This window comes from Comamonas sp. A7-5, from assembly GCF_039581385.1.
Taxonomy (GTDB): Bacteria; Pseudomonadota; Gammaproteobacteria; order Burkholderiales; family Burkholderiaceae_C; genus Comamonas; species Comamonas thiooxydans.
In genome coordinates, this window is sequence record NZ_JBCPWO010000007.1 from 175,991 (window position 1) to 199,733 (window position 23,743).

Here is a 23,743-nt window from a genome sequence, read left to right on the forward strand (position 1 = left end):
ACTCAGGGCTTCAGCCATCAAGCCTTGGCTTGAGCCAGCATGGTGCCGGCATCGCTGACTTCAAACTTGCCGGGAGCTTCCACGTTCAGGGTCGCAACCTTGCCGTCCTTGACCAGCATGGAGAAGCGGTTGGCGCGCAGGCCCAGGCCCTTGCCGTTCAGGTCCAGCGTCAGGCCGGTCGCCTTGGCGAATGCCGCATCGCCGTCGGCAATCATGCGCACCTTGCCAGCCACCTTCTGATCGCGGCCCCAGGCGCCCATCACGAAAGCATCGTTCACGGCCAGGCACCAGATTTCGTCCACGCCGGCAGCCTTGAGCTCTTCGGCCTTGGCCACATAGCCTGGCAGGTGCTTTTCGGAGCAGGTGGGCGTGAATGCGCCGGGCACGGCAAACACGGCAATAGTCTTGCCGGCCAGAGCCTCGGGCAGCTTCACGGGGTTGGGACCAAGGCTGCAGCCATTGCCTTCCACTTCCACATATTCCATCAAGGTCACTGCGGGCAGGGCATCACCAACTTTAATCATGACTATCTCCTTTGTTGCAAAGCACGGACCGCATTCTTGGCGGCCCAAATAAAAAAACGACCCACAGCATTGTGGGTCGTTTTCAAGGGCTTTGCAGCCGGCGGGCCTGGTTAGGCTTACACCAGAGCAGCCTTTTGAACCAAGCGGGTAGCAACCCAGTTCTTGGTCTTGGAGAGAGGACGGCTCTCGGTGATTTCAACCACGTCACCCAGCTTGTACTCACCTTGCTCGTCGTGAGCGTGGTACTTGCTCGACTTGATCATGATCTTGTCGTAGATGGGGTGCTTGACGCGGCGTTCCACCAGAACGGTCACAGTCTTGGCACGCTTGTCGCTGACCACCTTGCCAATCAAGGTGCGCTTGAGGGATGTTTTAGCTTCCGTCATGTCGGCTCCTTACTTGGCGGCTTGCTTTTCAGCAAGGATGGTCTTGGCACGAGCGATGTCACGGCGTGTAGCCTTGATGGTCGCAGTGTTGCCCAGTTGTTGCGTGGCCTTTTGCATGCGCAGACCGAAGTGAGCCTTTTGCAGGGACTTCACTTCAGCTTCCAGACCAGCCACGTCTTTTTGGCGGAGTTCAGCAGATTTCGTCATGTTGATCTCCTTAAGCACCAATGTGACGGGACACGAAGGTCGTGCGCAGAGGCAGCTTTGCAGCAGCCAGGCGGAACGCTTCACGGGCCAGCTCTTCAGGCACACCCACGATTTCGTAGATCACCTTGCCGGGCTGGATTTCGGCCACGTAGTACTCGGGGTTGCCCTTACCGTTACCCATACGCACTTCGGCGGGCTTGGTAGAGATGGGCTTGTCCGGGAACACGCGGATCCAGATACGACCACCACGCTTGACGTGACGGGAAATTGCACGACGTGCAGCTTCGATCTGGCGTGCGGTCAGACGACCACGGTCAGTAGACTTCAAACCGAAATCGCCGAAGGCAACGGAGTTGCCACGGGTAGCGATGCCGGTGTTGCGGCCTTTTTGTTCCTTACGGAACTTGCGGCGTGCAGGTTGCAGCATGTTTATTCTCCTTTACCGTCCGCTGCTGTAGCGGGCGCGTCGGCCTTACGAACGCGCTTAACGGAATCAGCACCAGCGCCAGCAGGCTTGTCGCTGCCATCGGCAGGAGCGGCATTGGTGCCTGCGGGACGACGGCCACCACGGCCAGCGCCATCACGGCCATCACGGCGACCGTCACGACGGGGACCACGAGGACGACGCTCGTCTTCAGGACGGGGCGTTTCCACGGCGGGCAGATCGTTGCGGCCCAGGGTGTCACCCTTGTAGACCCAGACCTTCACGCCGATGATGCCGTAAGTCGTCTTGGCTTCGGAGAAGCCGTAGTCGATGTCGGCACGCAGAGTGTGCAGAGGCACGCGGCCTTCGCGGTACCACTCGGTACGAGCGATTTCGATACCGTTCAGACGACCGGAAGACATGATCTTGATGCCTTGAGCACCCAGACGCATGGCGTTCTGCATGGCACGCTTCATGGCGCGGCGGAACATGATGCGCTTTTCCAGCTGTTGGCAGATGGAGTCAGCGATCAGCTTGGCATCGATTTCAGGCTTGCGCACTTCTTCGATGTTCACAGCCACGGGCACGCCCAGGCGAGCAGCGAGTTCCTTCTTCAGAGCTTCGATGTCTTCACCCTTCTTGCCGATCACCACGCCCGGACGAGCCGAGAAAATGGTGATGCGGGCGTTCTTGGCAGGACGCTCGATCAGAACGCGAGCCACGGCGGCGTTCTTCAGCTTGGCCTTCAGGTACTCGCGCACCTTGATGTCTTCGGCCAGCATGCCGGCGAAGTCACGGTTGCTAGCGTACCAGCGGCTTGCCCAGTTGCGGCTCACCGCCAGACGGAAGCCGGTAGGATGGATTTTCTGTCCCATATTCTTCCTTAAGGCCTCAGTTACCCACTGTCACGTAGATGTGGCAGGTAGGCTTGCTGATGCGGTTGCCGCGGCCCTTGGCGCGAGCAGTGAAACGCTTGAGCGTAGTGCCTTGCTCGACGTAGATGGTCTTGACCTTCAGTTCGTCGATATCGGCGCCGTCGTTGTGCTCAGCGTTGGCGATAGCGGATTCCAGAACCTTCTTCACGATCACGGCAGCTTTTTTCTGCGTGAACTGGAGAATGTTCAGAGCTTGATCCACCTTCTTGCCGCGGATCAGATCCGCGACCAGGCGACCCTTGTCAACAGACAGGCGGACGCCACGGAGAACAGCACGTGTTTCAGACATGTTCTATTCCTTACTTCTTGGCTTTCTTGTCCGCAGGGTGACCCTTGAAGGTACGAGTCAGCGCGAATTCACCCAGCTTGTGGCCAACCATCTGGTCAGTCACATAAACCGGCACGTGTTGCTTGCCGTTGTGCACGGCAATGGTCAGACCGATGAACTCGGGCAGGACCATGGAGCGACGCGACCAGGTCTTCACTGGCTTCTTGTCCTTGGTGGCGATGGCCTTTTCGACCTTGGCCAGCAAGTGATGGTCAACAAACGGACCCTTTTTAAGAGAACGAGTCATTTGCTACCCCTTACTTCTTACGGCGCGACACGATCATGGTCTGTGTGCGCTTGTTGTTACGGGTGCGGTAGCCCTTCGTCAGATTGCCCCATGGGTCAACTGGGTGACGGCCTTCACCGGTCTTACCTTCACCACCACCGTGCGGGTGGTCGACAGGGTTCATGACCGTACCGCGGACGGTAGGACGAATACCCATCCAACGCTTCACACCGGCCTTGCCCAGACGGCGCAGGCTGTGTTCTTCGTTGGCAACTTCACCGATGGTGGCGCGGCACTCGATGTGCACCTTGCGGACTTCGCCCGAACGCATACGCACTTGAGCGTAGATGCCTTCGCGAGCCAGCAGAGTGGCGGAGGTACCAGCCGAGCGAGCGATCTGAGCACCAGCACCGATCTTCAGTTCGATGCAGTGGATGGTCGAGCCCACGGGGATGTTGCGGATAGGCAGGGTGTTGCCCACGCGGATAGGAGCTTCGGAGCCGCTGATGATGGTAGCGCCGACTTCCAGGTTGCGAGGAGCAATGACGTAGCGACGCTCGCCGTCTGCGTAGCACACCAGAGCGATGTGGGCAGTACGGTTGGGGTCGTATTCAATGCGCTCAACCTTGGCGGGGATACCGTCCTTGTTGCGCTTGAAGTCCACCACACGGTAGTGGTGCTTGTGACCACCGCCCTTGTGGCGAGTTGTGATGTGACCGTTGTTATTACGACCGGCCTTCTGGAATTGAGCTTCCAGCAGGGGGGCAAAACCCTCACCCTTGTGCAGGTGGTCGCGAGTAACCTTCACCGCGCCGCGTTGGCCGGGGGTCGTAGGTTTGAGCTTGATAACAGCCATGATTACGCAGCCTCCCCAGACAGGTTCAGCTCTTGACCGGGCTTGAGCATCACGTATGCCTTGCGCACATTGTCGCGACGGCCCACGGTCTTGCCAAAGCGCTTGGTCTTGCCCTTGGTGTTCACCACAGACACGCCAGCCACTTCAACCTTGAACATCAATTCCACAGCGGCCTTGATTTCGGGCTTGGTAGCGTTCTGCAGCACCTTGAATGTCACAGCATTGGACTTTTCAGCAACCAGAGTGGCCTTTTCGGACACGATGGGAGCGACCAGCACTTGCATCAGACGACCTTCGTCAAACTTGGTAGTGCTCATGCGAACATCTCCTTGAGTTTGTCGATCGCACCCTTGGTGACGAGCACTTTCTTGTAGTGCACCAGCGACACGGGGTCTGCATAGCGCGGCTCAACCACGAACACGTTCTTCAGATTGCGGGATGCCAGGTACAGGTTCTCGTCGATTTCTTCAGCGATCACCATCACCGACGAAGACAGGTTCATAGCCTTGAACTTGTCTGCCAGCACCTTGGTCTTGGGGGTATCCAGCGTCAGGGATTCCACAACTGCCAGACGGCCTTCGCGGGCCAGCTGAGACAGGATGGAAGCCATACCGGCGCGGTACATCTTCTTGTTGATCTTCTGCGAGAAGTTTTCTTCGGGCAGATTGGGGAAGATGCGACCGCCGCCACGCCACAGAGGCGAGGAGGACATACCAGCACGTGCACGGCCTGTACCCTTTTGCTTGAAAGGCTTGGCAGTGGTGTGACGCACTTGTTCACGGTCCTTCTGGGCGCGAGTGCCTTGACGTGCGTTGGCACGGTAGGCAGTCACCAGCTGGTGGACCAGATCTTCGTTGAATTCACGACCGAACACAGTCTCGGGAGCTTCCACCTTGGAAGCGGCCTGGCCTTGTTCATTCAGGAGTTCGAGCTGCATTAGTTCGCTCCTTTGGAAGCTTTAGCCTTGATCGCGGGGCGCACGGAAACGAAGCCACCCTTGGCACCAGGAATGGCACCCTTGATCAACAGCAGTTGGCGTGCTTCGTCGATACGAACCACGTCGAGGTTTTGAGTAGTGACGGTTTCGTCGCCCATGTGGCCAGTCATACGCTTACCGGGGAACACGCGACCGGGGTCTTGTGCCATACCGATAGAACCGGGAACATTGTGCGAACGGCTGTTACCGTGCGAAGCGCGCTGCGAACTGAAGTTGTGGCGCTTGATCGTGCCGGCGTAACCCTTACCGATGGAGGTGCCTTGCACGTCCACCTTCTGGCCAACGCTGAACAGTTCTGCCACAGGCAGAACGGCACCAGCGGCATACTTGCCAGCGGTTTCATCAGTCACGCGGAATTCACGGGTCACTTCACCGGCTTCGACACCCGCCTTGGCGAGGTGGCCGGCTTGAGGCTTGGTCACGCGAGAAGCCTTGCGTGCACCGAAAGTGACCTGCAGGGCCACATAGCCATCGTTCTCTTGGGTTTTGACCTGAGTCACGCGGTTGTTAGAAACATCCACCACTGTGACAGGCACTGCGTCCCCATCATCAGTGAACAGACGCATCATGCCCACCTTGCGACCCAGCAACCCCAGGGAGTTGCTCAGACTCATTTGTTTGCTCCAAAACTTTTGCCGCTGAAACTGCAATTGGCCCAGCGTTGTGCTTTAGCAATCATGCCTAGCACACAAAAGAAGGTTAATAAAACTTCGCATCAAAGGCGAAGCTCCAAATTTTAACGCGAACTGCTTTTTCAAGCAAGTTCGCGTTAAACAAAGACCCTTAAAAGCCTCTTGCGAGGCTTCCAAAACTCTTATTGCAGTTTGATCTCGACGTCCACACCTGCGGGCAGGTCCAGCTTCATCAGAGCGTCAACAGTCTTGTCAGTCGGATCCACGATGTCCATCAGACGCTGGTGCGTACGGATTTCGAACTGGTCACGGCTGGTCTTGTTGACGTGAGGCGAACGCAGGATGTCGAAGCGCTTCATGCGTGTCGGCAGGGGCACGGGACCCTTGACGATGGCGCCGGTACGCTTGGCGGTATCAACGATTTCGGCTGCAGACTGGTCGATCAGCTTGTAATCGAAAGCCTTCAGACGGATGCGGATTTTTTGCTTAGACATTGTTAATTCCTAGCTTTTCTAAGAATTAGGCAATGATCGTGGCAACCACACCAGCGCCCACAGTACGACCACCTTCGCGGATAGCGAAGCGCAGACCTTCTTCCATGGCGATGGGGGAGATCAGCTTCACAGTGATCGACACGTTATCGCCAGGCATCACCATTTCCTTGCCTTCGGGCAGTTCGATGGAGCCGGTCACGTCAGTTGTACGGAAGTAGAACTGGGGACGGTAGTTGTTGAAGAAGGGAGTGTGGCGACCGCCTTCGTCCTTCGACAGCACGTAAACTTCAGCAGTGAAGTTGGTGTGGGGCTTGATGGAGCCGGGCTTGCACAGCACTTGGCCGCGTTCCACGTCTTCACGCTTGGTGCCGCGCAGCAGCAGACCCACGTTGTCGCCCGCTTGACCTTGGTCCAGCAGCTTGCGGAACATTTCCACGCCGGTGACGGTGGTCTTGACGGTGTCCTTGATACCGACGATTTCGATTTCTTCGCCGACCTTGACGATACCGCGCTCGATACGGCCGGTCACCACGGTACCACGACCGGAGATGGAGAACACGTCTTCCACGGGCATCACGAAGGCGCCGTCAACAGCACGCTCGGGAGTGGGGATGTAGGTGTCCAGAGCTTCGGCCAGCTTCAGGATGGCAGGCTCGCCCTTGTCGGACTGGTCACCTTCCAGGGCCAGCTTGGCGGAGCCGCGGATGATGGGGGTGTCGTCACCGGGGAAGTCGTACTTGGACAGCAGCTCGCGCACTTCCATTTCGACCAGTTCCAGCAGTTCTTCGTCGTCCACCATGTCGGCCTTGTTCAGGAACACGATGATGTAGGGCACGCCCACCTGACGCGACAGCAGGATGTGCTCGCGAGTCTGGGGCATGGGGCCGTCAGCAGCGGAGCAAACCAAGATAGCGCCGTCCATCTGAGCGGCACCAGTGATCATGTTCTTCACATAGTCAGCGTGGCCGGGGCAGTCCACGTGAGCGTAGTGGCGGTTGGCAGTTTCGTACTCAACGTGCGAAGTGTTGATCGTGATACCACGAGCCTTTTCTTCGGGGGCGTTGTCGATCTGCGAGTAGTCCTTGGCTTCACCGCCGAAGTGCTTGGACAGCACGGTAGCGATAGCAGCAGTCAGGGTGGTCTTGCCGTGGTCAACGTGACCGATGGTGCCCACGTTCACGTGGGGCTTGGTACGTTCGAACTTTTCTTTTGCCATGATTTCTCCGAAAGAGCAAAAACCTGTGTGATGTTTAAGGTCTGCACCTCATTGCTGACTCGCCCCGCACAGGAAACAGGACGGCATGGGATCGCAGACCGGCAAAAATCGCGGCAATCCTCAAAGGACTGCCGCGATTGGAAGCCGTAGATTATGACGGATTCGTCAAACCTGCGTCAATTACTTGGCGCGGGCAGCAACGATGGCTTCAGCCACGTTACGAGGAGCTTCAGCGTAGTGCTTGAACTCCATGGTGTAGCTGGCACGACCTTGAGTCATGGAACGCAGCGAAGTGGCGTAGCCGAACATTTCGGACAGAGGCACTTCAGCCTTGATGGCCTTGCCGCCACCAACCATGTCGTCCATACCCTGAACCATGCCGCGACGCGAGGACAGATCGCCCATCACGGTACCAGCGTAGTCTTCAGGAGTTTCCACTTCCACAGCCATCATGGGTTCCAGGATGACGGGGTTGGCCTTGCGGGCAGCTTCCTTGAAACCGAAGATAGCGGCCATCTTGAACGCCATTTCGTTCGAGTCCACATCGTGGTACGAACCGAAGGTCAGACGAACCTTGACGTCCACCACAGGGTAGCCAGCCAGCACGCCGGAAGTCAGAGCTTCGATCACGCCCTTCTCCACCGCAGGGATGTATTCGCGAGGAACCACACCACCCTTGATTTCGTCGACGAACTCGAAGCCCTTGCCGGCTTCCTGGGGTTCCAGAGTCAGAACCACGTGGCCGTACTGGCCCTTACCGCCGGACTGGCGAACGAACTTGCCGTCCACGTCCTTGACCGTGCTGCGGATGGTTTCGCGGTAGGCAACCTGGGGCTTGCCCACGTTGGCTTCCACGTTGAATTCGCGCTTCATGCGGTCAACGATGATTTCCAGGTGCAGTTCGCCCATACCGGCGATGATGGTCTGACCGGATTCTTCGTCGGTACGCACGCGGAAGGAAGGATCTTCTGCAGCCAGACGCGACAGAGCGATACCCATCTTTTCCTGGTCGGTCTTGGACTTGGGTTCCACAGCCTGTGCAATCACGGGCTCGGGGAACACCATGCGCTCCAGCACGATAGGCGCGGCGATGTCGCACAGGGTTTCACCGGTGGTCACGTCCTTCAGGCCCACGCAGGCAGCGATGTCGCCGGCACGGATTTCTTCCACTTCCACGCGGTCGTTGGCCATCATCTGCACGATACGGCCGATACGCTCCTTCTTGCCCTTGACGGCATTCAGAACGGTCTCACCCTTGGACAGAACGCCAGAGTACACGCGCACGAAAGTCAGCTGGCCCACGAAGGGGTCGGTCATCAGCTTGAAGGCCAGAGCCGAGAACTTCTCAGCATCGTCAGCCTTGCGGCTCAGCTTCTTCTCTTCGTCATCGGGGTCGGTACCGGTAACGTCAGGGATGTCCACAGGAGCGGGCAGATAGTCGATCACGGCGTCCAGCATGCGCTGCACACCCTTGTTCTTGAACGCGGTGCCGCACAGCATGGGCTGAATTTCGGTGGCCAGGGTACGAGTACGCACGCCGAGCTTCACTTCTTCTTCAGTCAGAGTACCTTCTTCCAGGTACTTGTTCATCAGCTCTTCCGAAGCTTCAGCAGCGGCTTCCACCAGGTTTTCACGCCACTTGTTGGCGGTTTCCACCAGCTCGGCGGGGATGTCCTGGTATTCGAACTTCATGCCCTGGGAAGCTTCGTCCCAGATGATGGCCTTCATCTTGACCAGATCAACCACGCCCTGGAAGTTTTCTTCAGCGCCGATTGGGATCACCACGGGCACAGGGTTCGCGTTCAGGCGAGTCTTCATGCCTTCATAGACCTTGAAGAAGTTGGCGCCGGTACGGTCCATCTTGTTCACGAAGGCCAGACGAGGCACCTTGTACTTGTTGGCCTGACGCCACACGGTTTCGGACTGGGGCTGCACGCCACCCACAGCGCAATACACCATGCAAGCACCGTCCAGCACGCGCATGGAACGTTCCACTTCAATCGTGAAGTCCACGTGACCGGGGGTGTCGATGATGTTGAAACGGTGTTCTGGGTAGGACAGATCCATACCCTTCCAGAAGCAGGTCACAGCAGCCGAAGTAATCGTGATGCCGCGCTCTTGCTCTTGCTCCATCCAGTCGGTCGTAGCAGCACCGTCGTGCACTTCGCCCAGCTTGTGGGTCACACCGGTATAGAACAGGATACGTTCTGTAGTAGTTGTCTTACCTGCGTCAATGTGAGCGGAAATACCGATGTTGCGATAGCGCTCAATGGGGGTCTTGCGAGCCATGATGGATCCTTGCTTGATCGTATGGGAGTACTGCCGGCCCCGCATTGTGCGCAGGAGGCAGCAGCTCTATATGGGGGCGCTCAGAATCGACACAAGGCCGCAGCAAGTTTTTGCATGCGGCCCTGCATCTCGAGCGAGATTCCGATTAGAAGCGGAAGTGGCTGAAGGCCTTGTTGGCTTCGGCCATACGGTGCACTTCGTCACGACGCTTCATGGCGCCGCCACGGCCTTCCGTAGCTTCCAGCAGCTCGTTGGCCAGGCGTTGAGCCATGGACTTCTCGCCACGCTTGCGGGAGGCTTCCTTGATCCAGCGCATGGCCAGAGCCAGACGACGGACGGGACGCACTTCCACGGGCACCTGGTAGTTGGCACCGCCAACACGGCGGGACTTCACTTCAACCATGGGCTTGACGTTGTTGATGGCAACAACAAAAGCTTCCAGAGGGTCCTTGCCGGGATGCTTCTTCTCGATCAGGTCCAGAGCGCCGTAAATGATGCGCTCAGCAACCGCCTTCTTGCCGCCTTCCATGATCACGTTCATGAATTTGGACAGCTCTACATTGCCGAACTTGGGATCCGGCAGGATTTCACGTTTGGGGACTTCGCGACGACGTGGCATTTTTTACCTCTATCTTTGCTTCAGTTGGCATCTTTTCAGATACCGCGAGAGCTATTCAAAACTCTCACTTACTCGACCCGCACAAAACATTCGTGCTCAGGGCCACTACGTTTGACCGCGCCAGTCAGGCGAATCAAACACCGTTTGTTTTCAAAAAACCAGGGCTGATTACTTAGCCTTAGGCTTCTTGGCACCGTACTTGGAGCGAGCTTGCTTACGGTCCTTGACGCCTTGCAGGTCCAGGGAACCGCGCACGATGTGGTAACGCACACCGGGCAAGTCCTTCACACGACCACCGCGCACCAGCACAACGCTGTGCTCTTGCAGGTTGTGGCCTTCACCGCCGATGTACGAAATCACTTCGAAACCGTTGGTCAGACGAACCTTGGCCACCTTACGCAGAGCCGAGTTAGGCTTCTTGGGAGTGGTGGTGTACACACGGGTGCACACGCCACGGCGTTGGGGGCAGTTTTCCATAGCAGGGCTCTTGGATTTAACAACTTCTACCGTGCGGCCCTGACGCACGAGTTGGTTAATGGTTGGCATTAATTAAACGTCCCTAAACGTGAATTTGCTTCGTGAAAGCAAAAGGTTTATCCGCAGCAACAGATGCCGATGCGGAAACGTGAATCCCTTCGGAAATTCCGAAAAGCCCTCGAATGTACCAGCTTGTGCAAATCAGCACAACCACCTGTGGGCAATAGCCCCCCGGCAGCAAGACACTTTGCATGACCGACCAAGAGCTATCGCTGGCAGGAGCGCCTCCTGCCAGCCAGGGAACTTACTTGATCCAGAGGCGGATGGTGTCCCACAGACGGCCAAAGAAGCCGGCCTGCTCGACGGCCTCAAGCGCTACCAGCGGCACCTCGGCCACCACATCCGCGCCCGACTTGACCTTGAGCACGCCCATGGACTGGCCCTTGGCGATAGGAGCGATCAGCGGATCCTGGCGCACCACCTCGGTGGTCAGCTTGCCGCCGGTGCCCGAGGGCACGGTCACCACCACGGCGCCGTCGGCCTTGCCGATCTTGACAGCATTGGCAGCGCCCTTCCAGACGGCGGGAGTGGCCACGGGCTGATCGGAATCAAACAGCTTGACGGCATCGAAAGCGGTGTAACCCCAGTTCAGCAGCTTCTGGCTTTCGTTGGCACGCGCCTTTTCGCTGGCCGTTCCCAGCACGATGGACAGCAGGCGGCGCTGGCCCACATTGGGCAGGTCTCGCTTGGCCGTGGCCACCAGGCAATAGCCTGCGGCGTTGGTGTGGCCGGTCTTCAGGCCGTCCACGGTGGGATCGCGGAACAGCAAGGCATTGCGGTTGCTGCCGTTGGAGGCAGGCGTGCCGGGGTAGCTGTATTGCTTGGTGGCGTAGTAGTGCATGTACTCGGGGAAGTCATGCATCAATCGCTGGGCCAGGATGGACAGATCACGCGCCGTCGTCAGGTGACCGGGCTCGGTCAGTCCTTCGGGGTTCTTGTAGCTGGTGTTCTTCATGCCCAGGGCCTTGGCCTGGTCATTCATCATCTTGACGAAGTTCTCGGCCGTGCCGCCCACGGCCTCGGCCAATGCCATGGTGGCATCGTTGCCGGACTGGATGATCATGCCGCTGAGCAGGTCATTGACGGGCACCTGCATCTTGGGGTCGATGAACATGCGCGATCCGGGCATCTTCCAGGCACGCTCGCTCACGGGCATGCGCTGCTCCAGCGTGATCTTCTTGGAGCGCAGGGCGTCGAACACCACATAGGCCGACATCAGCTTGGTCAGCGATGCCTGCTCGACGGGAGCATCGACGTCCTTGGCACCCAGCACCTGGCCGGCAGTGACGTCCACCAGCAGATAGTTGCGGGCTGCAATTTCGGGAGGAACAGGGGCCGCCACCTGTGCCATGGCAAACACAGGCGCCACTGCGGCAGCAACGGCCAGAACACGCAGTGTGGAGTAGATGGGCTTCATGAAGAGGACTCTCGCTAAAGCAAAGGTAAGCGCGGTGATTTACCGTCGGAAACGGCCAAGGCCAAGGATATACCTCGGCCTGGCGCTATGAAAAGGGAGTTAACCAAGACGGGGCAGCAATTCACGTGCGTCAAGGTGTGGGAAATGGCTCTTACAGGGACTTCAGGTGGCGCACCACCAGGCTCTTGAGCAGAGGCAATTGTCCGTGAAAGAAATGGCCGACCTGCGGAATCACGGTAACAGGCAGTATCTGCGGGCGCGCCCAGTCCATCACTGCGGACAGCTCGACGGTGTCGTCCGCCTCGCCATGGATCACCAGGGTCTGGTCATGGGCCTCGGCAGGCACGGGAGCCACTTCGAAGCGACTGGCGGCGGTGCCTACCAGCACGGCCTTCTGCACCCGGCCTGTACCCCAGAGCTGGGCCAGCGCATGGCTGGTGACGAAAGCGCCGAAGGAAAAGCCGGCCAGAGCTACAGGGCCTTCGGGAGCCACCTGCTGCACCACGGCCAGCAAATCCTGCAGCTCGGCCTTGCCGGCGTCATATTCGCCGGCACTGGCACCCACGCCGCGAAAGTTGAAACGCACGACCGTGTAGCCGCACTGAACAAAGGCACGCGCCAGGGTCTGGACCACCTTGTTGTCCATGGTGCCGCCAAACAGCGGATGCGGATGGGCGATGATGGCCACGCCCTTGGGGCTCTGGCCTTCGACCAGTTGCGGCGCATCGCGCAGGGCCTCAATGGCACCGGCGGTGCCGGTGAGCGTCAGTCGTTCGGTCTGGGAATTCACGATTGCTATCCTAGTTGTAGCTTTTTGCGCTTGCTGTAATTGGGCTGACGCTTGAAAACGCTTAAAGTTCCTGAACAAGCAAGCCCAAAGTCGGCCGCACCAGACAAGCGCCGCCTTGCCGCAAGCCTGTCGGGACGGCCAAAGGACTCAAGGCAGCCAGATCAGCGCCCCACGCTTTCGGGCAGCACCAGGCGCTCGACCACCTTGCCGTTCTTGAGATGGGATTCGACGATTTCATCGATATCGCTGTCGTCGATGAAGGTGTACCAGACAGCCTCGGGATAGACCACGGCCACGGGACCGCCGGCGCAGCGATCCAGGCAGCCGGCCTTGTTCACACGCACCAACCCCTTTCCAGCAAGCCCCTCTTCCTTGACTTTGCGCTTGCAGTGGTCAAAGCCCGCCTTGGCGCCATGCAGAGCACAGCAGTCCTCACCGTTGGGACGCTCGTTCAGGCAAAAGAAAATATGACGCTGGTAGTAGCCGCCGGCCTGGTCTTGATTCTGGATGTCGCTCATGGTGGATCATTCTAGGCAGGCTGTTGGCGACGTGAGAGTCGAATCACTACATACGCCAGTGTCACGTAAGGCCAGAGCCAGCCCAGCCATTGGCCCAGGCCGTAGAAGCGGATGAAACGGCCTTGCTCCCAGGCCTGCAGGGTCTGGGCGAAGTACACATTCGTCGGCGCCTGATTGAGGATGCTCAGATGCAGCACCAGCACCAGCAGCAATAGCACGGCGCACATGCTGCGCGAGGCAGGCAATGCAATCACGGCCAGACCCAGCCCACCCCAGACACCCAGACGCACCGGCAGATCCACCCACTCCCAGGCATGGGCCGGACCCCAGCTCAACGCGGCCGACAGTGCCGTCACCCCCACCCCTGCCGCCACCAGAAGCAGTCCGGCCAGCGCGCGGCGGCCCATATGGCGCACGGCGCAATAGGCCAGCAGGCAGGGAATCCACAGCCCCAGCATTACGCATAGCATCTCCGTCACCAGCGACAGCGGCGTCATGGCGAAATCGCCCAGCGGCAGCCAGTCTTCGAACGGCGTGTTCAGCAGCCAGTCCTGCAAGGTGTCGTCGATGCGCTCCAGCACCTGGCCCAGGCCAAACGGCACTGCTGCCGGAAACAGCAGCGCAAACGGCCACAGCGCCAGCAGCACCAGCACGCCAGCACCGCCCTCGCCCAGCCACTGGTTGCGAAATGCACTCCAGCGCGAGAGAGCCCCCAGCCTCTCCAGCAGCGCAGCCAGCAAGGCACCGATCAAGGTACCGCCGGCATTGAGCACCAGATCCAGATTGGACGGCACGCGGCGCGGCAGATAGATCTGCAGAAACTCCATGCACAGCGACAGCAGCGTGCCGGCAAGAAAAGCCAGCGGCACGGCCAGCCTGGGCTGGCCCGAGCGCATCAGGGCCAGCGCCAGGAAAAAGCCCAGCGGCGCATAGCCGACGATATTGGTGTTGACGTCGAACCAGGTCCAGTACGGCGGCGGAATCCTGGCGAACAGGAATACGCTGGGGTCGATGCCCTGGGCGCGCCAGCCGTCGAACGGGAACAAGCTGGCAAAGACGATGAGCAGGCCATAGACCAGCGCCAGCGGCCAGGCCGAGGTATGGCGCATGGAAATCACCGGCACCGCGGAATCGGACACAGTCGCCTCCTACTCTCAGCGCAAGATTCAGAAGGGCTTGACAACCACCAGAATCACGGCAGCGATCAGCAGCAGCACCGGCACTTCGTTATAGAAACGGAACCAGCGATGACTTTTATGACAGGTGTTGTCCGCCAGCTTGCGCAGCAGCACGGCACAGCTGTGGTGGTAGCCGATGACCAGCAGCACCACGGCCAGCTTGGCATGCAGCCAGCCGCCCGCGAAGCCCCAGCCCAGCCACAGCCACAGGCCCAGTCCCAGCGCGGGCACGGCCAGCATGGTGGTGAAGCGCAGCAGCTTGCGCGCCATCAGCAGCAGGCGCTCGCGTTCGGCCACCGAGCCCGGCGTGACCATGGCGATGTTGACAAAGATGCGCGGCAGGTAGAACAGACCAGCAAACCAGCTGGCGACAAAAACGATGTGAAAGGCTTTGACCCATAGCATGGAGCCAGTGTAAAGGCCTGCGCTGCGCCACAGCCGCTGCGCGCCGCGTCTTTACCTCGAAGCTCGGGCCTTGTCGCGCCGGCCGTCATGGAATAGTCACGCAGCTGCAAGCCAAGCCATGACGAATGGGGCACAATTTTCCCCATGCATTTGTCCAGCCCTACTCCTTTTCCCCAGAATCGTCCGCGCCGCCTGCGCCGCGATGCTTTCACCCGCAATCTGGTGCGCGAGAGCGTGCTGACGCCGCACGACTTCATCTACCCCGTGTTCGTGCATGAAGGTCAGAACAAGCGCGAGGCCGTGTCCTCCATGCCCGGCGTGGACCGCCTGAGCCTGGACCTGCTGCTGCCCGTGGCCGAGGAATGCGTGAAGCTGGAGATTCCCTACCTGGCGCTGTTCCCCGCCATCGAATCCAGCCTCAAGACCCCCGATGGCAAGGAAGCCCTGAACCCCGACGGCCTGATCCCGCGCGTGGTGCGTGCGCTGAAAAAGGAATTCCCCCAGCTGGGCGTGATGACCGATGTGGCCCTGGACCCCTACACCAGCCACGGCCAGGACGGCATCCTCGACGAGAGCGGCTACATCATCAACGATGACACCGTGGAAGTGCTGGTCGGCCAGGCCCTGGCCCATGCCGAAGCCGGCGTGGACATGGTGGCCCCCAGCGACATGATGGACGGCCGCATCGGCGCCATCCGCGAGGCACTGGAGCTGCAAGGCCATATTCACACCCGCATCATGGCCTATAGCGCCAAGTACGCCAGCGCCTTCTACGGGCCCTTCCGCGACGCCGTGGGCACACGCGGCGCCCTGGGCAAGGCCGACAAAAATGTCTACCAGATGGACCCTGCCAACACCGACGAAGCCCTGCGCGAAGTGGCGCAGGACATCGCCGAAGGCGCGGACATGGTCATGGTCAAGCCCGGCATGCCGTATCTGGACGTGGTGCGCCGCGTCAAGGACGAGTTCAAGGTACCGACCTTCGCCTATCAGGTGTCCGGCGAATACGCCATGCTAAAGGCTGCTGCCGCCAACGGCTGGCTCGATCACGACGCCGTGATGATGGAAGCCCTGCTGGCCTTCAAGCGCGCGGGCGCCGACGGCATCCTGACCTACTTTGCCATCGACGCCGCCAAGAAGCTGCGCGGCCTGTAACAAAATTGATAGCTGTCGGCGCAGGTCATGCTTGCGTCTGAGAGCATTTCAGGCATGATCTGACGGCCCGTGCAGCTTGCACGGGCCGTTTTTACATCTGCTTTTTGCACTGACATCGAGACTGCCTATTCCCATGCGCGTGCTGCATATATCTCCCCTCTATGCCCAGCCTGTTGACGGACTGCCCACGCAGGCGGCAACAACGGGGTTTTACTGGGTCTCCTGCACACGCTCGGAGCTGGAGGCTCAACTGCCGGCCATTCAGACCATGTTGGTCAGGCTGGGCGGCTCCGCCCTCGTGGACCTGCATGTCTCCGACCTGCTGAATCCGGCAATCCCTTCCAATTACGACTACACCTCGGTGTACGACGTGCTGGTGTTCCGCCGCCTGGCCAACGCCCATCTGCCGCCGCTCAATGGAAGCCCCGCCTCGCCAGCCGTGGCCACACCGCCAGGCCTGCCTGCAGTGATGGCAGGCACCGGCAGTGCTGCATCCAGCGCCCCGCCTCCATCGCACAACCCGGCCCACAGCGGCCAGCGCGAAGCGCCGGTGCTGCAACGCGTGGAAACCCAGCCCGTGGGCTTTGCGCTGTATGACCAGATCCTGCTGTCCGTGCATCCCGACGGCTGCTTTGTGCTGGAAAACTTCTGGCAACGCCTGATTTCCGGCCCCGCCAAGACTGACAGCCGCCAGGTCAGCACCAAGATGCCCGTGGAGCCTGCCGACCTGATGCTGCGCATGGTCAACGGCATGGTGGACGGCTATCTGGACCTGCGCCGCACACTGACGCGCCAGATCGACCACTGGCAGATGGCACTGCTCAAGCCCAACAGGCGTTTCAGCAACTGGGCCAGCGTGCTCGACGTGCGCCTGGCGCTGCACCAATTGGATGAAATCTGCGAAGACCAGCGTGCCGCCGTGCAGGACTGGACCGAGGCGCTGGAGGGCTGGCCGCCCGAGCACACACTTGCGCGCCAGCATGAGCGCGAACTGCTGCGCGTGCGCTCGCGCGACGTGCTCGAACATATAGAGCGCGTGACCCACCACATTCACCGCATGGAGCAAAGTGCCGAGACCGCCGTGCAGATGCACTTTTCGGCTCAGAGCAACCGCGCCAACGACATCATGCGCACGTTGACCACAGTGACGGCCATCTTTCTGCCGCTGAACCTGATTGCCGGCATCTTCGGCATGAACTTCGAGTTCATCCCGTTCGTGCACAAAAAGGACGGCTTCATCTGGGCGCTGGTGGCCATGGTGTTCATCACCGTGGTGCTGGTGGCCTATTTCTGGCGCCGACGCTATCTGGAAAGCGAAGAAAAAGAATGAGCCCCTGAGGCGCTTCCGCTCCTTCCCCCAAGGGGGACGACATCCTCGCTGCGCGGCGGCGCTTGCTTGATGTCTCTGATGGGGGACCGCCCAGCGGCAACGGGCTTTAGATAAAAACAGCTGCTTGTGCTTATATATCAAGCACAAGCAGCTATTGTTTTTATATCAACCCAGATGCTGAGCGAAGAAGGCAAGAGTGCGCTCACTTGCCAACACTGCAGCAGCTTCGTTGTAGGAGCCTCGCTGATCGCAGTTGAAGCCATGGTCAGCTTCGTAGATATGGACTTCCACCTTGGGCTGGGCCTTCTTGAAGGCTTCGACGGACTCCAGCGAGATGTAATGATCCTTGCTGCCGAAGTGGGCCAGCACCGGGCATAGCGCCTGACGGCTGGCCTCCAGCTCGCCCGTCATGCCGCCACCGTAATAGCAGACTGCAGCCGAGACGCTGGCCAGATTGCAGGCCGAGCGCCAGGTCATGAGGCCGCCCCAGCAAAAGCCCACCACGCCGATCTTGCCGCCAGGCACCAGAGTCGCCGCATGGGCCACGGCAGCTTCCACATCGCGCAGCGCGCCCGGCTCGGGCAGGGCTTCCACCGCGGTCTTGAGCGCAAAGCCGGCCTTCATGTCTTCTTCGCTGTAACCCAGCTCCACATCGGGCTTGACGCGGGCAAACATGGCGGGTGCCACGGCCACATAGCCCTGGGCTGCGTAGCGGTCTGCCACGGAGCGGATATGCGAGTTCACGCCGAAGATCTCCTGCAGCACCACAATGGCACCGCGTGCCTGGCCCTCGGGCATGGCCACATAAGCCGGGGTTTTTGCGCCATCCACGGCTGTCAGTTCAACAAAGCTGCCCATTGCGAAGCTCCTTAACATGGTTCAAAAGGGAAATCCGCGACGCGGCCGCCAGCAATGCTGTAATGGCTGATGCCGCGTCGATGATTCGGCCATTTTTTCACAGGAGTGTTGATGCAAGCTATCTCAGCCCCACAAAAGGCCGACAGTCGCAAGAAGCCCCCCATGCCAGGAGGCGAGCTGTAATGGATATCAAGCCGTTGATCACTCTGGTCGCCATCATCAACCCGCTGGCCATCGTCCCGTTCTTCATCCACTACACGGCCGGCTTCGACGCCGAGCAGCGCTGGCAGACGATTCGCACCGCCGCCTTTGCCGCCTTCTGCGTGATTGCGGTCTGCGCCCTGCTGGGGCTGCAGATTCTGCAGTTCTTCAATATCTCGCTGCAAAGCTTTCAGGTCGGCGGCGGTCTGCTGCTGCTGATCAGCGCGATGAACATGCTCAACGCCCGTCCCGCCGAAGACCGCCCCAACAATGCCACGCTGGCAGCCGGCGTCGAAAAGGCCGCCGAGGGCAACAGCATTGCCGTCGTGCCGCTGACCATTCCGCTGCTGACCGGGCCTGCCGCCATGTCCACCGTGGTGATCTATGCCGATCAAGCGCGCACCATCTGGCAGCATGTGGCGCTGGTCGGTTACGGCGTGGTGGTGGCCGCAGCCATCATGGTGTGCTTTTCATTGGCCCACCCGATTGCCCGCGTACTGGGCAAGACCGGCATCAATGTGATGACCCGGCTCATGGGACTGATTCTGGCCGCGCTGGCCATCGAGGTGATGGCCGGCGGACTGATCAAGATCTTCCCCATCCTGGCCTCCCCGGCAATATACCCTTGACCCCCTGAGCGGCTGCGCTTGCTCGCTGTCTCTCTCCTTAGCGCGTGCCAGTTTCAGGCAGTTACCACTTCCATTTTTTCAGTTTCACCACAGGCACCACCACAGCCGGTGATCGGCTCTGCAGGCAAAGCCTCGGGCACCAGCACCGCGCCGGTCACCGGGTCAAAGCCCGCGCGGCGCATGTGCAGGGCCAGGGCGGCATCCATGTTCTGCGCATGGTGGCTGAACCACGGGCCCAGCTCGGCCGCCATATGGCGGATCGTGGCCAGATCGCCCTGCCCGCCCTTGACCGCCCCCTCGCGCAGCACGGCCAGCACCACCTTGTGCTGCTGGCTGTGGCAGTTGCCCGTGGCAAAGCCCGTGGTCTGCATCCAGCGGTCTTCCTGATCGAAGTGCTGCTGGGTATGGGCAATCAGCTCGTCCCAGAGCGCGCACAGCTGCTCGTCGCCCGCAGCTTCCACCTGGGCCAGCAGGGTGACGAACTCTTCATGCACCGCGTCCATGACGGGAAAATCCAGAATGAGAGCGGCATTCCATTCGAGGCTGGCCATGGCAGTTCCTTGTGCGAGGTTGAGGAACTGGCAGCTTAAGAACAAGGCCCGGCCCGGCCATTGACCCACATCAGCAAAGCAGCTGCCCGCGAGTAAGCAGGACTTGCCCGGAATCAACAAAGCCCTGCATGGCAGGGCTTTGGGAGCGGAAATGCCTGGGACTGGTCAGGCCCTAGCGCCCGTAACCCTGCAACCAGCGGCTGAGCTGGACAGCCGCCTCATCCACCGCGCGTGCCATGGCCTGGGCACCGCCGGCTGCGTCGGCCGAGGCAGCCGGAACCTCGACCGTGAACACCTTCTGGCCCAGCAACTGGTTGCCTGCACTCTCGCCGACACCGATCAGGCTGGCGCTCAGGCGCAGCAGCGCACGGCTGTTGCTGGCGTTGTCGAAGACCTGGTTGAACTCGTCCACCGTCACGCGCAGCTGCGCAATCGAGCGCTTGTCGGCCAACAGGGGGCGGACATTGTCCTTGCCCGAAAGCACGGGGCGCTCCAGCCCCAGACGCATGCGCAGACGCTGTTCCACCATCTGGGCGGGAGGCAGGCTCCAGCGCGCGTTCTGGTAGGCACGCAGTTGCTGGCTGTCGCTGTAGTTCAGACGGTAGAACATGGCCGTCAGGCCCTCGGGCAGGCCCGGAGCCTGGACTTCGGCCAGCACCAGAGGCACCGGCGCCACCAAAGGGGCGGCTGCGTTCGCGGCCGGCGCGGCCAGGTCGGCCACGCCCAGGTCATAGCGCACCGGCTGCGTGGGCGCCGTGGGCAGGCCCGAGCAGGCGGCGAGCGCCAGCACCAGGGAAGAAGCGCCCAGCAATCGCCATACTCCGCGGCCGGTGAGTGAAGTCTTTGTGTCTGCCATATTGATTCCTTTGGGACTTAGGCCAGCCAGGCTGGGCAGCAGGCATTTCCATCGAAAAACAGCCTGCCTGTTCCGAATTTGCGCAAGTCGTGTCCTTGTTGCGGCTTCACTTGGCCGGAGCCACGAACCCTGGCTCGCCGGGGCCTGGCAAGCCCATTCCCTGGCCGTAGATGACGGATTGCGGGTTGTCATTGAAGCGGCCCGCGGCCGCGCCCATGCTGCGCGCGGCGCGCGAGACATCGTCGGCCGCGCCGTTCATGCGCGGCAAAGTGCTGCGCCCCAGCGACTCGGCCGCCTGCGACAGGGCCTGCGTGCCCTCGGCAATCTGCTGCAGCGGACCATCGGGGGCATTGACCTTGCGCACGGTCTGCTGCAGATCGGTCGCCACGCCCGTGGCGGCATTGCCGGCCTTGGTAAGGGACTGCAGGGTCTGGTGCGCATCTGCCGTGATCTGTGGAAAGTCCTTGGCCGTCTTGTTCATGGTCTCGGCCAGATCCTTGATCCCGCCGGATGCGGCAGCGATATTGTCGAGCGCCACGCTCACCCGCTTCTGGTTGTCCTCACCCAGCATGGCATTGAGGCGGCGTGAAATTTCGTCAACCCGCTCCAGCAGCACCGGCCCCTGGTCGGCCAGCATGTTCAGCGGCGATGACTTCATGGGCAGGCGCGGCAGGCCGCTGGGCCCGGGCTTGAGCGGTTGCGAAGACTTGCTGTCATCGTCGAGCTGGATATGTGCCAGACCCGTCACTCCCTGATAGCCGAGCTGGGCGTAGGTGGCCGGCGTGACCGGCGTGTCCTCGCCCACGGCAATGCGAATCAGCACATTGCCAGGAATCTGCGGGTCAAAGCCGATGCGCACCACCTTGCCCACGGGCACGCCCTTGTAGCGCACCGTGGCCTGGGGCTGCAGGCCGCTGACTCCGTCCTTGGTGGACATTTCATAGAGCTGGTATTCGCGGTTGTCGCGCGTCAGCCAGACGGCCAGCCCTGCCAGCAGGGTCGCCACCACCAGCACGAAGATGCCGGCAGCCATGGCATGGGACTTGTTTTCCATCAGCTTTCCTCTGCGGCCACGCCGCCTTGCACCGGGGCCATGGCACGGCGGCCACGCTCTCCCTGGAAGAAATGTTCAATAAACGGGTGCTTGATCCTGGCCACGTCGCGCGGGGCTCCGGTGAACAGCACTTTTTTCTCGGCCAGCACGGCCACGCGCGTGGACAGCGCGAACAGCGTATCCAGATCGTGGGTGACCATGATCACGGTCAGGCCCAGCTCGGCATGGATATCGCGCAGCAGCTCACAGAACTCGTCCGAGCCCTTGGGGTCCAGCCCCGCTGTGGGTTCGTCGAGCAGCAGCAGCGGCGGATCCATCATCAGTGCACGCGCCAGCGCCACACGCTTGATCATGCCGCCCGACAGGTCTGCAGGCATGCGCGAGGCATGCTCGGGCTTGAGGCCCACCATCTGTAGCTTGACCATGGCCGCATCGCGCACCACGGCATCGGACAGGGTGCCCTGCTCACGCAGCGCAAATGCGATGTTGTCGAGCACGTTGAAGGCCGAGTACAGCGCCCCTTGCTGGAACAGCATGCCCACCTGACTCGCCGCCAGCTCGCCGCTGATGACCTCGCGCGAGGGCCGGCCATCCACGGTCACCGTGCCGCGCGATGGCGAGAGCAGCCCCAGTATCTGGCGCAGCAGCACCGTCTTGCCCGTGCCGGAGCCGCCCACCAAGGCAAGAATCTCGCCCGGGTAGACATCGAAGTTCAAGTCCTGGTGCACGGCAAAGCGCGACTCGCCCTCGCCGAACTCGGTCCACAGGTCCACTGCCTGCACCAGCGGCTTCACATCCTGCGGCGGCGCGTAATCACCCACGGCACCCTCGATACGGCGGTTGTGCATCACCTCTGTCATTGGCGTGCCCCCCGCTCCACGAGGCTGGCGCGACCCAAGCCAGAGACGCCGAGCAAGGGCCGCCCCGCAGCGAAGGTGTCGTCCCCTTGGGGGGAAGCGGCGAAGCCGCACAGGGGGTAGTTCATCCTAAAAGCCCACGTTTCTGAAGAGGATGGCGAAAATGGCATCCACGATGATGACCATGGTGATGGATGACACCACCGCCGCCGTGGTGCCACGCCCCAGGCTCTGGGTATTGGGCTCTACCTTCAGGCCCCAGTGGCAGCCGATCAGGGCGATCAGCACGCCAAACACCACGGACTTGCCCATGGCCAGCACCAGATTGCCGATCTTCACGGCTGCAGGCAGGCTTTGCACGAAATAGGAGGGCGTGATGTCCATGGTCAGGTCCGCCGCGACCATGCCGCCAGCCAGTGCAGCAAGAATGGTCCACAACGCCACCAGCGGCATGGACACGGCCAGCGCCAGCGCACGCGGCAGCACCAGCCGGTAGCCCTGGGAAATGCCCATGACCTGCATGGCGTCGAGCTCCTCGGTCACGCGCATCACGCCGATTTGCGCCGTGATGGCCGAGCCGCTGCGCCCAGCCACCAGAATCGCCGCCAGCAGCGGCCCGAGTTCGCGGATCAGCGAAATGCCAAGAATGTTGACGATAAAGGATTCGGCCCCGAACTGGCGCAGCTGCAGCGCCATCAGATAGGCCAGCACCACGCCGATCAGAAAGCCGACGAGTGCCGTGATCGGCAAGGCTGTCGCCCCTGTCGCATAGAGGTGGCCCGAAATATCGCGCCAGGGGCCACGAAACGGATTGCGCAGCAGGCGCAGGCAGTCCAGCAGCAACTGACCGACCAGTTGGATCAAGTTGGAAAAGTGCCCGCAGGCATCGATCACCATCTGGCCCAGTCGATTGACCTCGCACATCCATCCCGAGGGCTCGGGCTTGGACTCGGGCACTTCGCTGAACCTGGCCACACGCTCCAGCATGGAGCGCTGGGTCTTGGTCGTCAGCAAGTGGGCCGGCCAGGCCTTGCCCCATTGCTCCCACAGCAGCTGCGCACCGATATGGTCGAACCAGACCATTTGCTGCAAATCCCAGGCCGCGCCCTTGGGCACCGCCCTGATCTGCGGCGCCAGCCGGCGCCAGATATGGCGGTCGCCCAGCTCTGCAGCACTCCAGCGGCCCACAGGCACGGCCCATTGCTGACCCTCGCGGGACTGCAGCGGACATTGAGGTAGTTGGTCTGAGCTGGACAAAGAAAAGCTTCCTAGAA

General features: G+C 60.8%; 30 protein-coding genes. 3 read left to right on the forward strand and 27 right to left on the reverse strand.

The window, feature by feature from the left end:
* Window positions 1-17: 17 nt before the first annotated feature.
* From AAIL67_RS14860 to AAIL67_RS14960, 21 genes are all read right to left on the reverse strand, one after another.
* Complete coding sequence (locus AAIL67_RS14860; RefSeq protein WP_003065420.1) at window positions 18-524, reverse strand: peroxiredoxin; 507 nt, start codon at window positions 522-524, stop codon at window positions 18-20.
* Window positions 525-640: 116 nt separating this feature from the next.
* A complete protein-coding gene (rpsQ, locus tag AAIL67_RS14865; RefSeq protein WP_003059401.1) occupies window positions 641-910 on the reverse strand; it encodes a 30S ribosomal protein S17 in 270 nt (89 codons plus the stop codon).
* A 9-nt stretch (window positions 911-919) separates the two neighbouring features.
* Window positions 920-1,117 carry a 50S ribosomal protein L29 gene (rpmC, locus tag AAIL67_RS14870; RefSeq protein WP_003059403.1) on the reverse strand — a complete coding sequence of 66 codons (198 nt, stop codon included), beginning with the start codon at window positions 1,115-1,117 and terminating at the stop codon, window positions 920-922.
* A gap of 10 nt (window positions 1,118-1,127) precedes the next feature.
* Window positions 1,128-1,544: a 50S ribosomal protein L16 gene (gene rplP / locus AAIL67_RS14875; protein WP_003059405.1), complete on the reverse strand. Its 417-nt coding sequence runs from the start codon at window positions 1,542-1,544 to the stop codon at window positions 1,128-1,130.
* A gap of 2 nt (window positions 1,545-1,546) precedes the next feature.
* Window positions 1,547-2,416: a 30S ribosomal protein S3 gene (gene rpsC / locus AAIL67_RS14880; RefSeq protein WP_003059406.1), complete on the reverse strand. Its 870-nt coding sequence runs from the start codon at window positions 2,414-2,416 to the stop codon at window positions 1,547-1,549.
* Between the two features lie 16 nt (window positions 2,417-2,432).
* Entirely contained in the window at window positions 2,433-2,765 is a 333-nt protein-coding gene (gene rplV / locus AAIL67_RS14885) for a 50S ribosomal protein L22 (protein WP_003059408.1), read from the reverse strand.
* A 10-nt stretch (window positions 2,766-2,775) separates the two neighbouring features.
* Window positions 2,776-3,051 (reverse strand): 30S ribosomal protein S19, encoded by a 276-nt coding sequence (gene rpsS / locus AAIL67_RS14890; protein ID WP_003059413.1) that lies wholly within the window; start codon window positions 3,049-3,051, stop codon window positions 2,776-2,778.
* Window positions 3,052-3,061: 10 nt separating this feature from the next.
* Window positions 3,062-3,886 (reverse strand): 50S ribosomal protein L2, encoded by an 825-nt coding sequence (rplB, locus tag AAIL67_RS14895; protein ID WP_003059414.1) that lies wholly within the window; start codon window positions 3,884-3,886, stop codon window positions 3,062-3,064.
* A gap of 2 nt (window positions 3,887-3,888) precedes the next feature.
* Entirely contained in the window at window positions 3,889-4,203 is a 315-nt protein-coding gene (gene rplW / locus AAIL67_RS14900; RefSeq protein ID WP_003059415.1) for a 50S ribosomal protein L23, read from the reverse strand.
* Window positions 4,200-4,823, reverse strand: coding sequence for a 50S ribosomal protein L4 (rplD, locus tag AAIL67_RS14905; protein WP_003065421.1), 624 nt, complete (start codon window positions 4,821-4,823; stop codon window positions 4,200-4,202). Before rplD ends, rplW begins: the two co-directional genes overlap by 4 nt.
* The gene (gene rplC, locus AAIL67_RS14910; RefSeq protein ID WP_003059417.1) at window positions 4,823-5,497 is read right to left on the reverse strand and encodes a 50S ribosomal protein L3; all 675 of its coding nucleotides are present in this window, start codon (window positions 5,495-5,497) and stop codon (window positions 4,823-4,825) included. Before rplC ends, rplD begins: the two co-directional genes overlap by 1 nt.
* A 200-nt stretch (window positions 5,498-5,697) precedes the next feature.
* On the reverse strand, window positions 5,698-6,009 hold the full coding sequence (gene rpsJ / locus AAIL67_RS14915) for a 30S ribosomal protein S10 (protein ID WP_003059431.1): 312 nt from the start codon (window positions 6,007-6,009) through the stop codon (window positions 5,698-5,700).
* Between the two features lie 25 nt (window positions 6,010-6,034).
* Window positions 6,035-7,225 carry an elongation factor Tu gene (tuf, locus tag AAIL67_RS14920; RefSeq protein WP_012836789.1) on the reverse strand — a complete coding sequence of 397 codons (1,191 nt, stop codon included), beginning with the start codon at window positions 7,223-7,225 and terminating at the stop codon, window positions 6,035-6,037.
* Between the two features lie 180 nt (window positions 7,226-7,405).
* Window positions 7,406-9,514 (reverse strand): elongation factor G, encoded by a 2,109-nt coding sequence (fusA, locus tag AAIL67_RS14925; protein ID WP_003064006.1) that lies wholly within the window; start codon window positions 9,512-9,514, stop codon window positions 7,406-7,408.
* Between the two features lie 145 nt (window positions 9,515-9,659).
* Window positions 9,660-10,133 (reverse strand): 30S ribosomal protein S7, encoded by a 474-nt coding sequence (rpsG, locus tag AAIL67_RS14930; protein WP_003059438.1) that lies wholly within the window; start codon window positions 10,131-10,133, stop codon window positions 9,660-9,662.
* A gap of 168 nt (window positions 10,134-10,301) precedes the next feature.
* Entirely contained in the window at window positions 10,302-10,679 is a 378-nt protein-coding gene (rpsL, locus tag AAIL67_RS14935) for a 30S ribosomal protein S12 (protein WP_003059441.1), read from the reverse strand.
* Between the two features lie 235 nt (window positions 10,680-10,914).
* Complete coding sequence (locus tag AAIL67_RS14940; RefSeq protein ID WP_003064007.1) at window positions 10,915-12,087, reverse strand: D-alanyl-D-alanine carboxypeptidase family protein; 1,173 nt, start codon at window positions 12,085-12,087, stop codon at window positions 10,915-10,917.
* A 151-nt stretch (window positions 12,088-12,238) separates the two neighbouring features.
* Window positions 12,239-12,877 carry an alpha/beta fold hydrolase gene (locus tag AAIL67_RS14945; RefSeq protein WP_003064008.1) on the reverse strand — a complete coding sequence of 213 codons (639 nt, stop codon included), beginning with the start codon at window positions 12,875-12,877 and terminating at the stop codon, window positions 12,239-12,241.
* 161 nt (window positions 12,878-13,038) lie between these two features.
* Window positions 13,039-13,395 (reverse strand): hypothetical protein, encoded by a 357-nt coding sequence (locus AAIL67_RS14950; RefSeq protein WP_003074660.1) that lies wholly within the window; start codon window positions 13,393-13,395, stop codon window positions 13,039-13,041.
* Between the two features lie 11 nt (window positions 13,396-13,406).
* Window positions 13,407-14,504 carry a VanZ family protein gene (locus tag AAIL67_RS14955; RefSeq protein WP_034357922.1) on the reverse strand — a complete coding sequence of 366 codons (1,098 nt, stop codon included), beginning with the start codon at window positions 14,502-14,504 and terminating at the stop codon, window positions 13,407-13,409.
* A 57-nt stretch (window positions 14,505-14,561) separates the two neighbouring features.
* Entirely contained in the window at window positions 14,562-14,978 is a 417-nt protein-coding gene (locus AAIL67_RS14960) for a CopD family protein (protein WP_003064013.1), read from the reverse strand.
* A 144-nt stretch (window positions 14,979-15,122) separates the two neighbouring features.
* Here AAIL67_RS14960 and hemB point away from each other — a divergent pair, with 144 nt between their 5' ends.
* Window positions 15,123-16,133, forward strand: coding sequence for a porphobilinogen synthase (gene hemB / locus AAIL67_RS14965; RefSeq protein ID WP_034357905.1), 1,011 nt, complete (start codon window positions 15,123-15,125; stop codon window positions 16,131-16,133).
* Between the two features lie 133 nt (window positions 16,134-16,266).
* Window positions 16,267-17,463, forward strand: a complete 1,197-nt coding sequence (locus tag AAIL67_RS14970) for a magnesium transporter CorA family protein (protein WP_224649548.1) — start codon at window positions 16,267-16,269, stop codon at window positions 17,461-17,463.
* A 165-nt stretch (window positions 17,464-17,628) separates the two neighbouring features.
* Here AAIL67_RS14970 and AAIL67_RS14975 read toward each other — a convergent pair whose 3' ends face one another.
* Window positions 17,629-18,321 (reverse strand): dienelactone hydrolase family protein, encoded by a 693-nt coding sequence (locus tag AAIL67_RS14975; RefSeq protein WP_224649547.1) that lies wholly within the window; start codon window positions 18,319-18,321, stop codon window positions 17,629-17,631.
* A 182-nt stretch (window positions 18,322-18,503) separates the two neighbouring features.
* On the opposite strand from AAIL67_RS14975, the gene AAIL67_RS14980 reads away from it, so the two are divergent.
* Complete coding sequence (locus tag AAIL67_RS14980) at window positions 18,504-19,151, forward strand: MarC family protein (RefSeq protein WP_003059455.1); 648 nt, start codon at window positions 18,504-18,506, stop codon at window positions 19,149-19,151.
* A 53-nt stretch (window positions 19,152-19,204) separates the two neighbouring features.
* On the opposite strand, the gene AAIL67_RS14985 is transcribed toward AAIL67_RS14980, so the two are convergent.
* The 5 genes from AAIL67_RS14985 to AAIL67_RS15005 form a co-directional block, all read right to left on the reverse strand.
* Entirely contained in the window at window positions 19,205-19,702 is a 498-nt protein-coding gene (locus AAIL67_RS14985; RefSeq protein WP_034407005.1) for a hemerythrin domain-containing protein, read from the reverse strand.
* A 172-nt stretch (window positions 19,703-19,874) separates the two neighbouring features.
* Window positions 19,875-20,558: an ABC-type transport auxiliary lipoprotein family protein gene (locus tag AAIL67_RS14990; protein ID WP_224649546.1), complete on the reverse strand. Its 684-nt coding sequence runs from the start codon at window positions 20,556-20,558 to the stop codon at window positions 19,875-19,877.
* Window positions 20,559-20,664: 106 nt separating this feature from the next.
* The gene (locus tag AAIL67_RS14995; RefSeq protein ID WP_343484298.1) at window positions 20,665-21,612 is read right to left on the reverse strand and encodes an MlaD family protein; all 948 of its coding nucleotides are present in this window, start codon (window positions 21,610-21,612) and stop codon (window positions 20,665-20,667) included.
* Complete coding sequence (locus tag AAIL67_RS15000) at window positions 21,612-22,460, reverse strand: ATP-binding cassette domain-containing protein (RefSeq protein WP_045839399.1); 849 nt, start codon at window positions 22,458-22,460, stop codon at window positions 21,612-21,614. The genes AAIL67_RS14995 and AAIL67_RS15000 overlap by 1 nt, the downstream gene beginning before the upstream one ends.
* Before the next feature lie 138 nt (window positions 22,461-22,598).
* Window positions 22,599-23,726, reverse strand: coding sequence for an ABC transporter permease (locus AAIL67_RS15005; RefSeq protein WP_034393270.1), 1,128 nt, complete (start codon window positions 23,724-23,726; stop codon window positions 22,599-22,601).
* Window positions 23,727-23,743 lie beyond the last annotated feature (17 nt).

Excerpts from the sequence above, each read along its gene's own strand:
- AAIL67_RS14960 (WP_003064013.1), bottom strand. The coding sequence starts at position 14,978 with ATGCTATGGGTCAAAGCCTTTCACATCGTTTTTGTCGCCAGCTGGTTT.
- fusA (WP_003064006.1), bottom strand. The coding sequence starts at position 9,514 with ATGGCTCGCAAGACCCCCATTGAGCGCTATCGCAACATCGGTATTTCC.
- rplV (WP_003059408.1), bottom strand. The coding sequence starts at position 2,765 with ATGTCTGAAACACGTGCTGTTCTCCGTGGCGTCCGCCTGTCTGTTGAC.
- rpsL (WP_003059441.1), bottom strand. The coding sequence starts at position 10,679 with ATGCCAACCATTAACCAACTCGTGCGTCAGGGCCGCACGGTAGAAGTT.
- rplC (WP_003059417.1), bottom strand. The coding sequence starts at position 5,497 with ATGAGTCTGAGCAACTCCCTGGGGTTGCTGGGTCGCAAGGTGGGCATG.
- AAIL67_RS14940 (WP_003064007.1), bottom strand. The coding sequence starts at position 12,087 with ATGAAGCCCATCTACTCCACACTGCGTGTTCTGGCCGTTGCTGCCGCA.
- AAIL67_RS14980 (WP_003059455.1), top strand. The coding sequence starts at position 18,504 with ATGGATATCAAGCCGTTGATCACTCTGGTCGCCATCATCAACCCGCTG.
- AAIL67_RS14950 (WP_003074660.1), bottom strand. The coding sequence starts at position 13,395 with ATGAGCGACATCCAGAATCAAGACCAGGCCGGCGGCTACTACCAGCGT.
- AAIL67_RS14955 (WP_034357922.1), bottom strand. The coding sequence starts at position 14,504 with ATGCGCCATACCTCGGCCTGGCCGCTGGCGCTGGTCTATGGCCTGCTC.
- rpsQ (WP_003059401.1), bottom strand. The coding sequence starts at position 910 with ATGACGGAAGCTAAAACATCCCTCAAGCGCACCTTGATTGGCAAGGTG.
- AAIL67_RS14995 (WP_343484298.1), bottom strand. The coding sequence starts at position 21,612 with ATGGAAAACAAGTCCCATGCCATGGCTGCCGGCATCTTCGTGCTGGTG.
- AAIL67_RS14975 (WP_224649547.1), bottom strand. The coding sequence starts at position 18,321 with ATGGGCAGCTTTGTTGAACTGACAGCCGTGGATGGCGCAAAAACCCCG.
- AAIL67_RS15000 (WP_045839399.1), bottom strand. The coding sequence starts at position 22,460 with ATGCACAACCGCCGTATCGAGGGTGCCGTGGGTGATTACGCGCCGCCG.
- AAIL67_RS14970 (WP_224649548.1), top strand. The coding sequence starts at position 16,267 with ATGCGCGTGCTGCATATATCTCCCCTCTATGCCCAGCCTGTTGACGGA.
- hemB (WP_034357905.1), top strand. The coding sequence starts at position 15,123 with ATGCATTTGTCCAGCCCTACTCCTTTTCCCCAGAATCGTCCGCGCCGC.
- rpsC (WP_003059406.1), bottom strand. The coding sequence starts at position 2,416 with ATGGGACAGAAAATCCATCCTACCGGCTTCCGTCTGGCGGTGAGCCGC.
- rplP (WP_003059405.1), bottom strand. The coding sequence starts at position 1,544 with ATGCTGCAACCTGCACGCCGCAAGTTCCGTAAGGAACAAAAAGGCCGC.
- AAIL67_RS14860 (WP_003065420.1), bottom strand. The coding sequence starts at position 524 with ATGATTAAAGTTGGTGATGCCCTGCCCGCAGTGACCTTGATGGAATAT.
- rplW (WP_003059415.1), bottom strand. The coding sequence starts at position 4,203 with ATGAGCACTACCAAGTTTGACGAAGGTCGTCTGATGCAAGTGCTGGTC.
- rpsJ (WP_003059431.1), bottom strand. The coding sequence starts at position 6,009 with ATGTCTAAGCAAAAAATCCGCATCCGTCTGAAGGCTTTCGATTACAAG.
- rplD (WP_003065421.1), bottom strand. The coding sequence starts at position 4,823 with ATGCAGCTCGAACTCCTGAATGAACAAGGCCAGGCCGCTTCCAAGGTG.
- rpmC (WP_003059403.1), bottom strand. The coding sequence starts at position 1,117 with ATGACGAAATCTGCTGAACTCCGCCAAAAAGACGTGGCTGGTCTGGAA.
- rpsS (WP_003059413.1), bottom strand. The coding sequence starts at position 3,051 with ATGACTCGTTCTCTTAAAAAGGGTCCGTTTGTTGACCATCACTTGCTG.
- AAIL67_RS14990 (WP_224649546.1), bottom strand. The coding sequence starts at position 20,558 with ATGGCAGACACAAAGACTTCACTCACCGGCCGCGGAGTATGGCGATTG.
- AAIL67_RS14985 (WP_034407005.1), bottom strand. The coding sequence starts at position 19,702 with ATGGCCAGCCTCGAATGGAATGCCGCTCTCATTCTGGATTTTCCCGTC.
- rplB (WP_003059414.1), bottom strand. The coding sequence starts at position 3,886 with ATGGCTGTTATCAAGCTCAAACCTACGACCCCCGGCCAACGCGGCGCG.
- tuf (WP_012836789.1), bottom strand. The coding sequence starts at position 7,225 with ATGGCAAAAGAAAAGTTCGAACGTACCAAGCCCCACGTGAACGTGGGC.
- rpsG (WP_003059438.1), bottom strand. The coding sequence starts at position 10,133 with ATGCCACGTCGTCGCGAAGTCCCCAAACGTGAAATCCTGCCGGATCCC.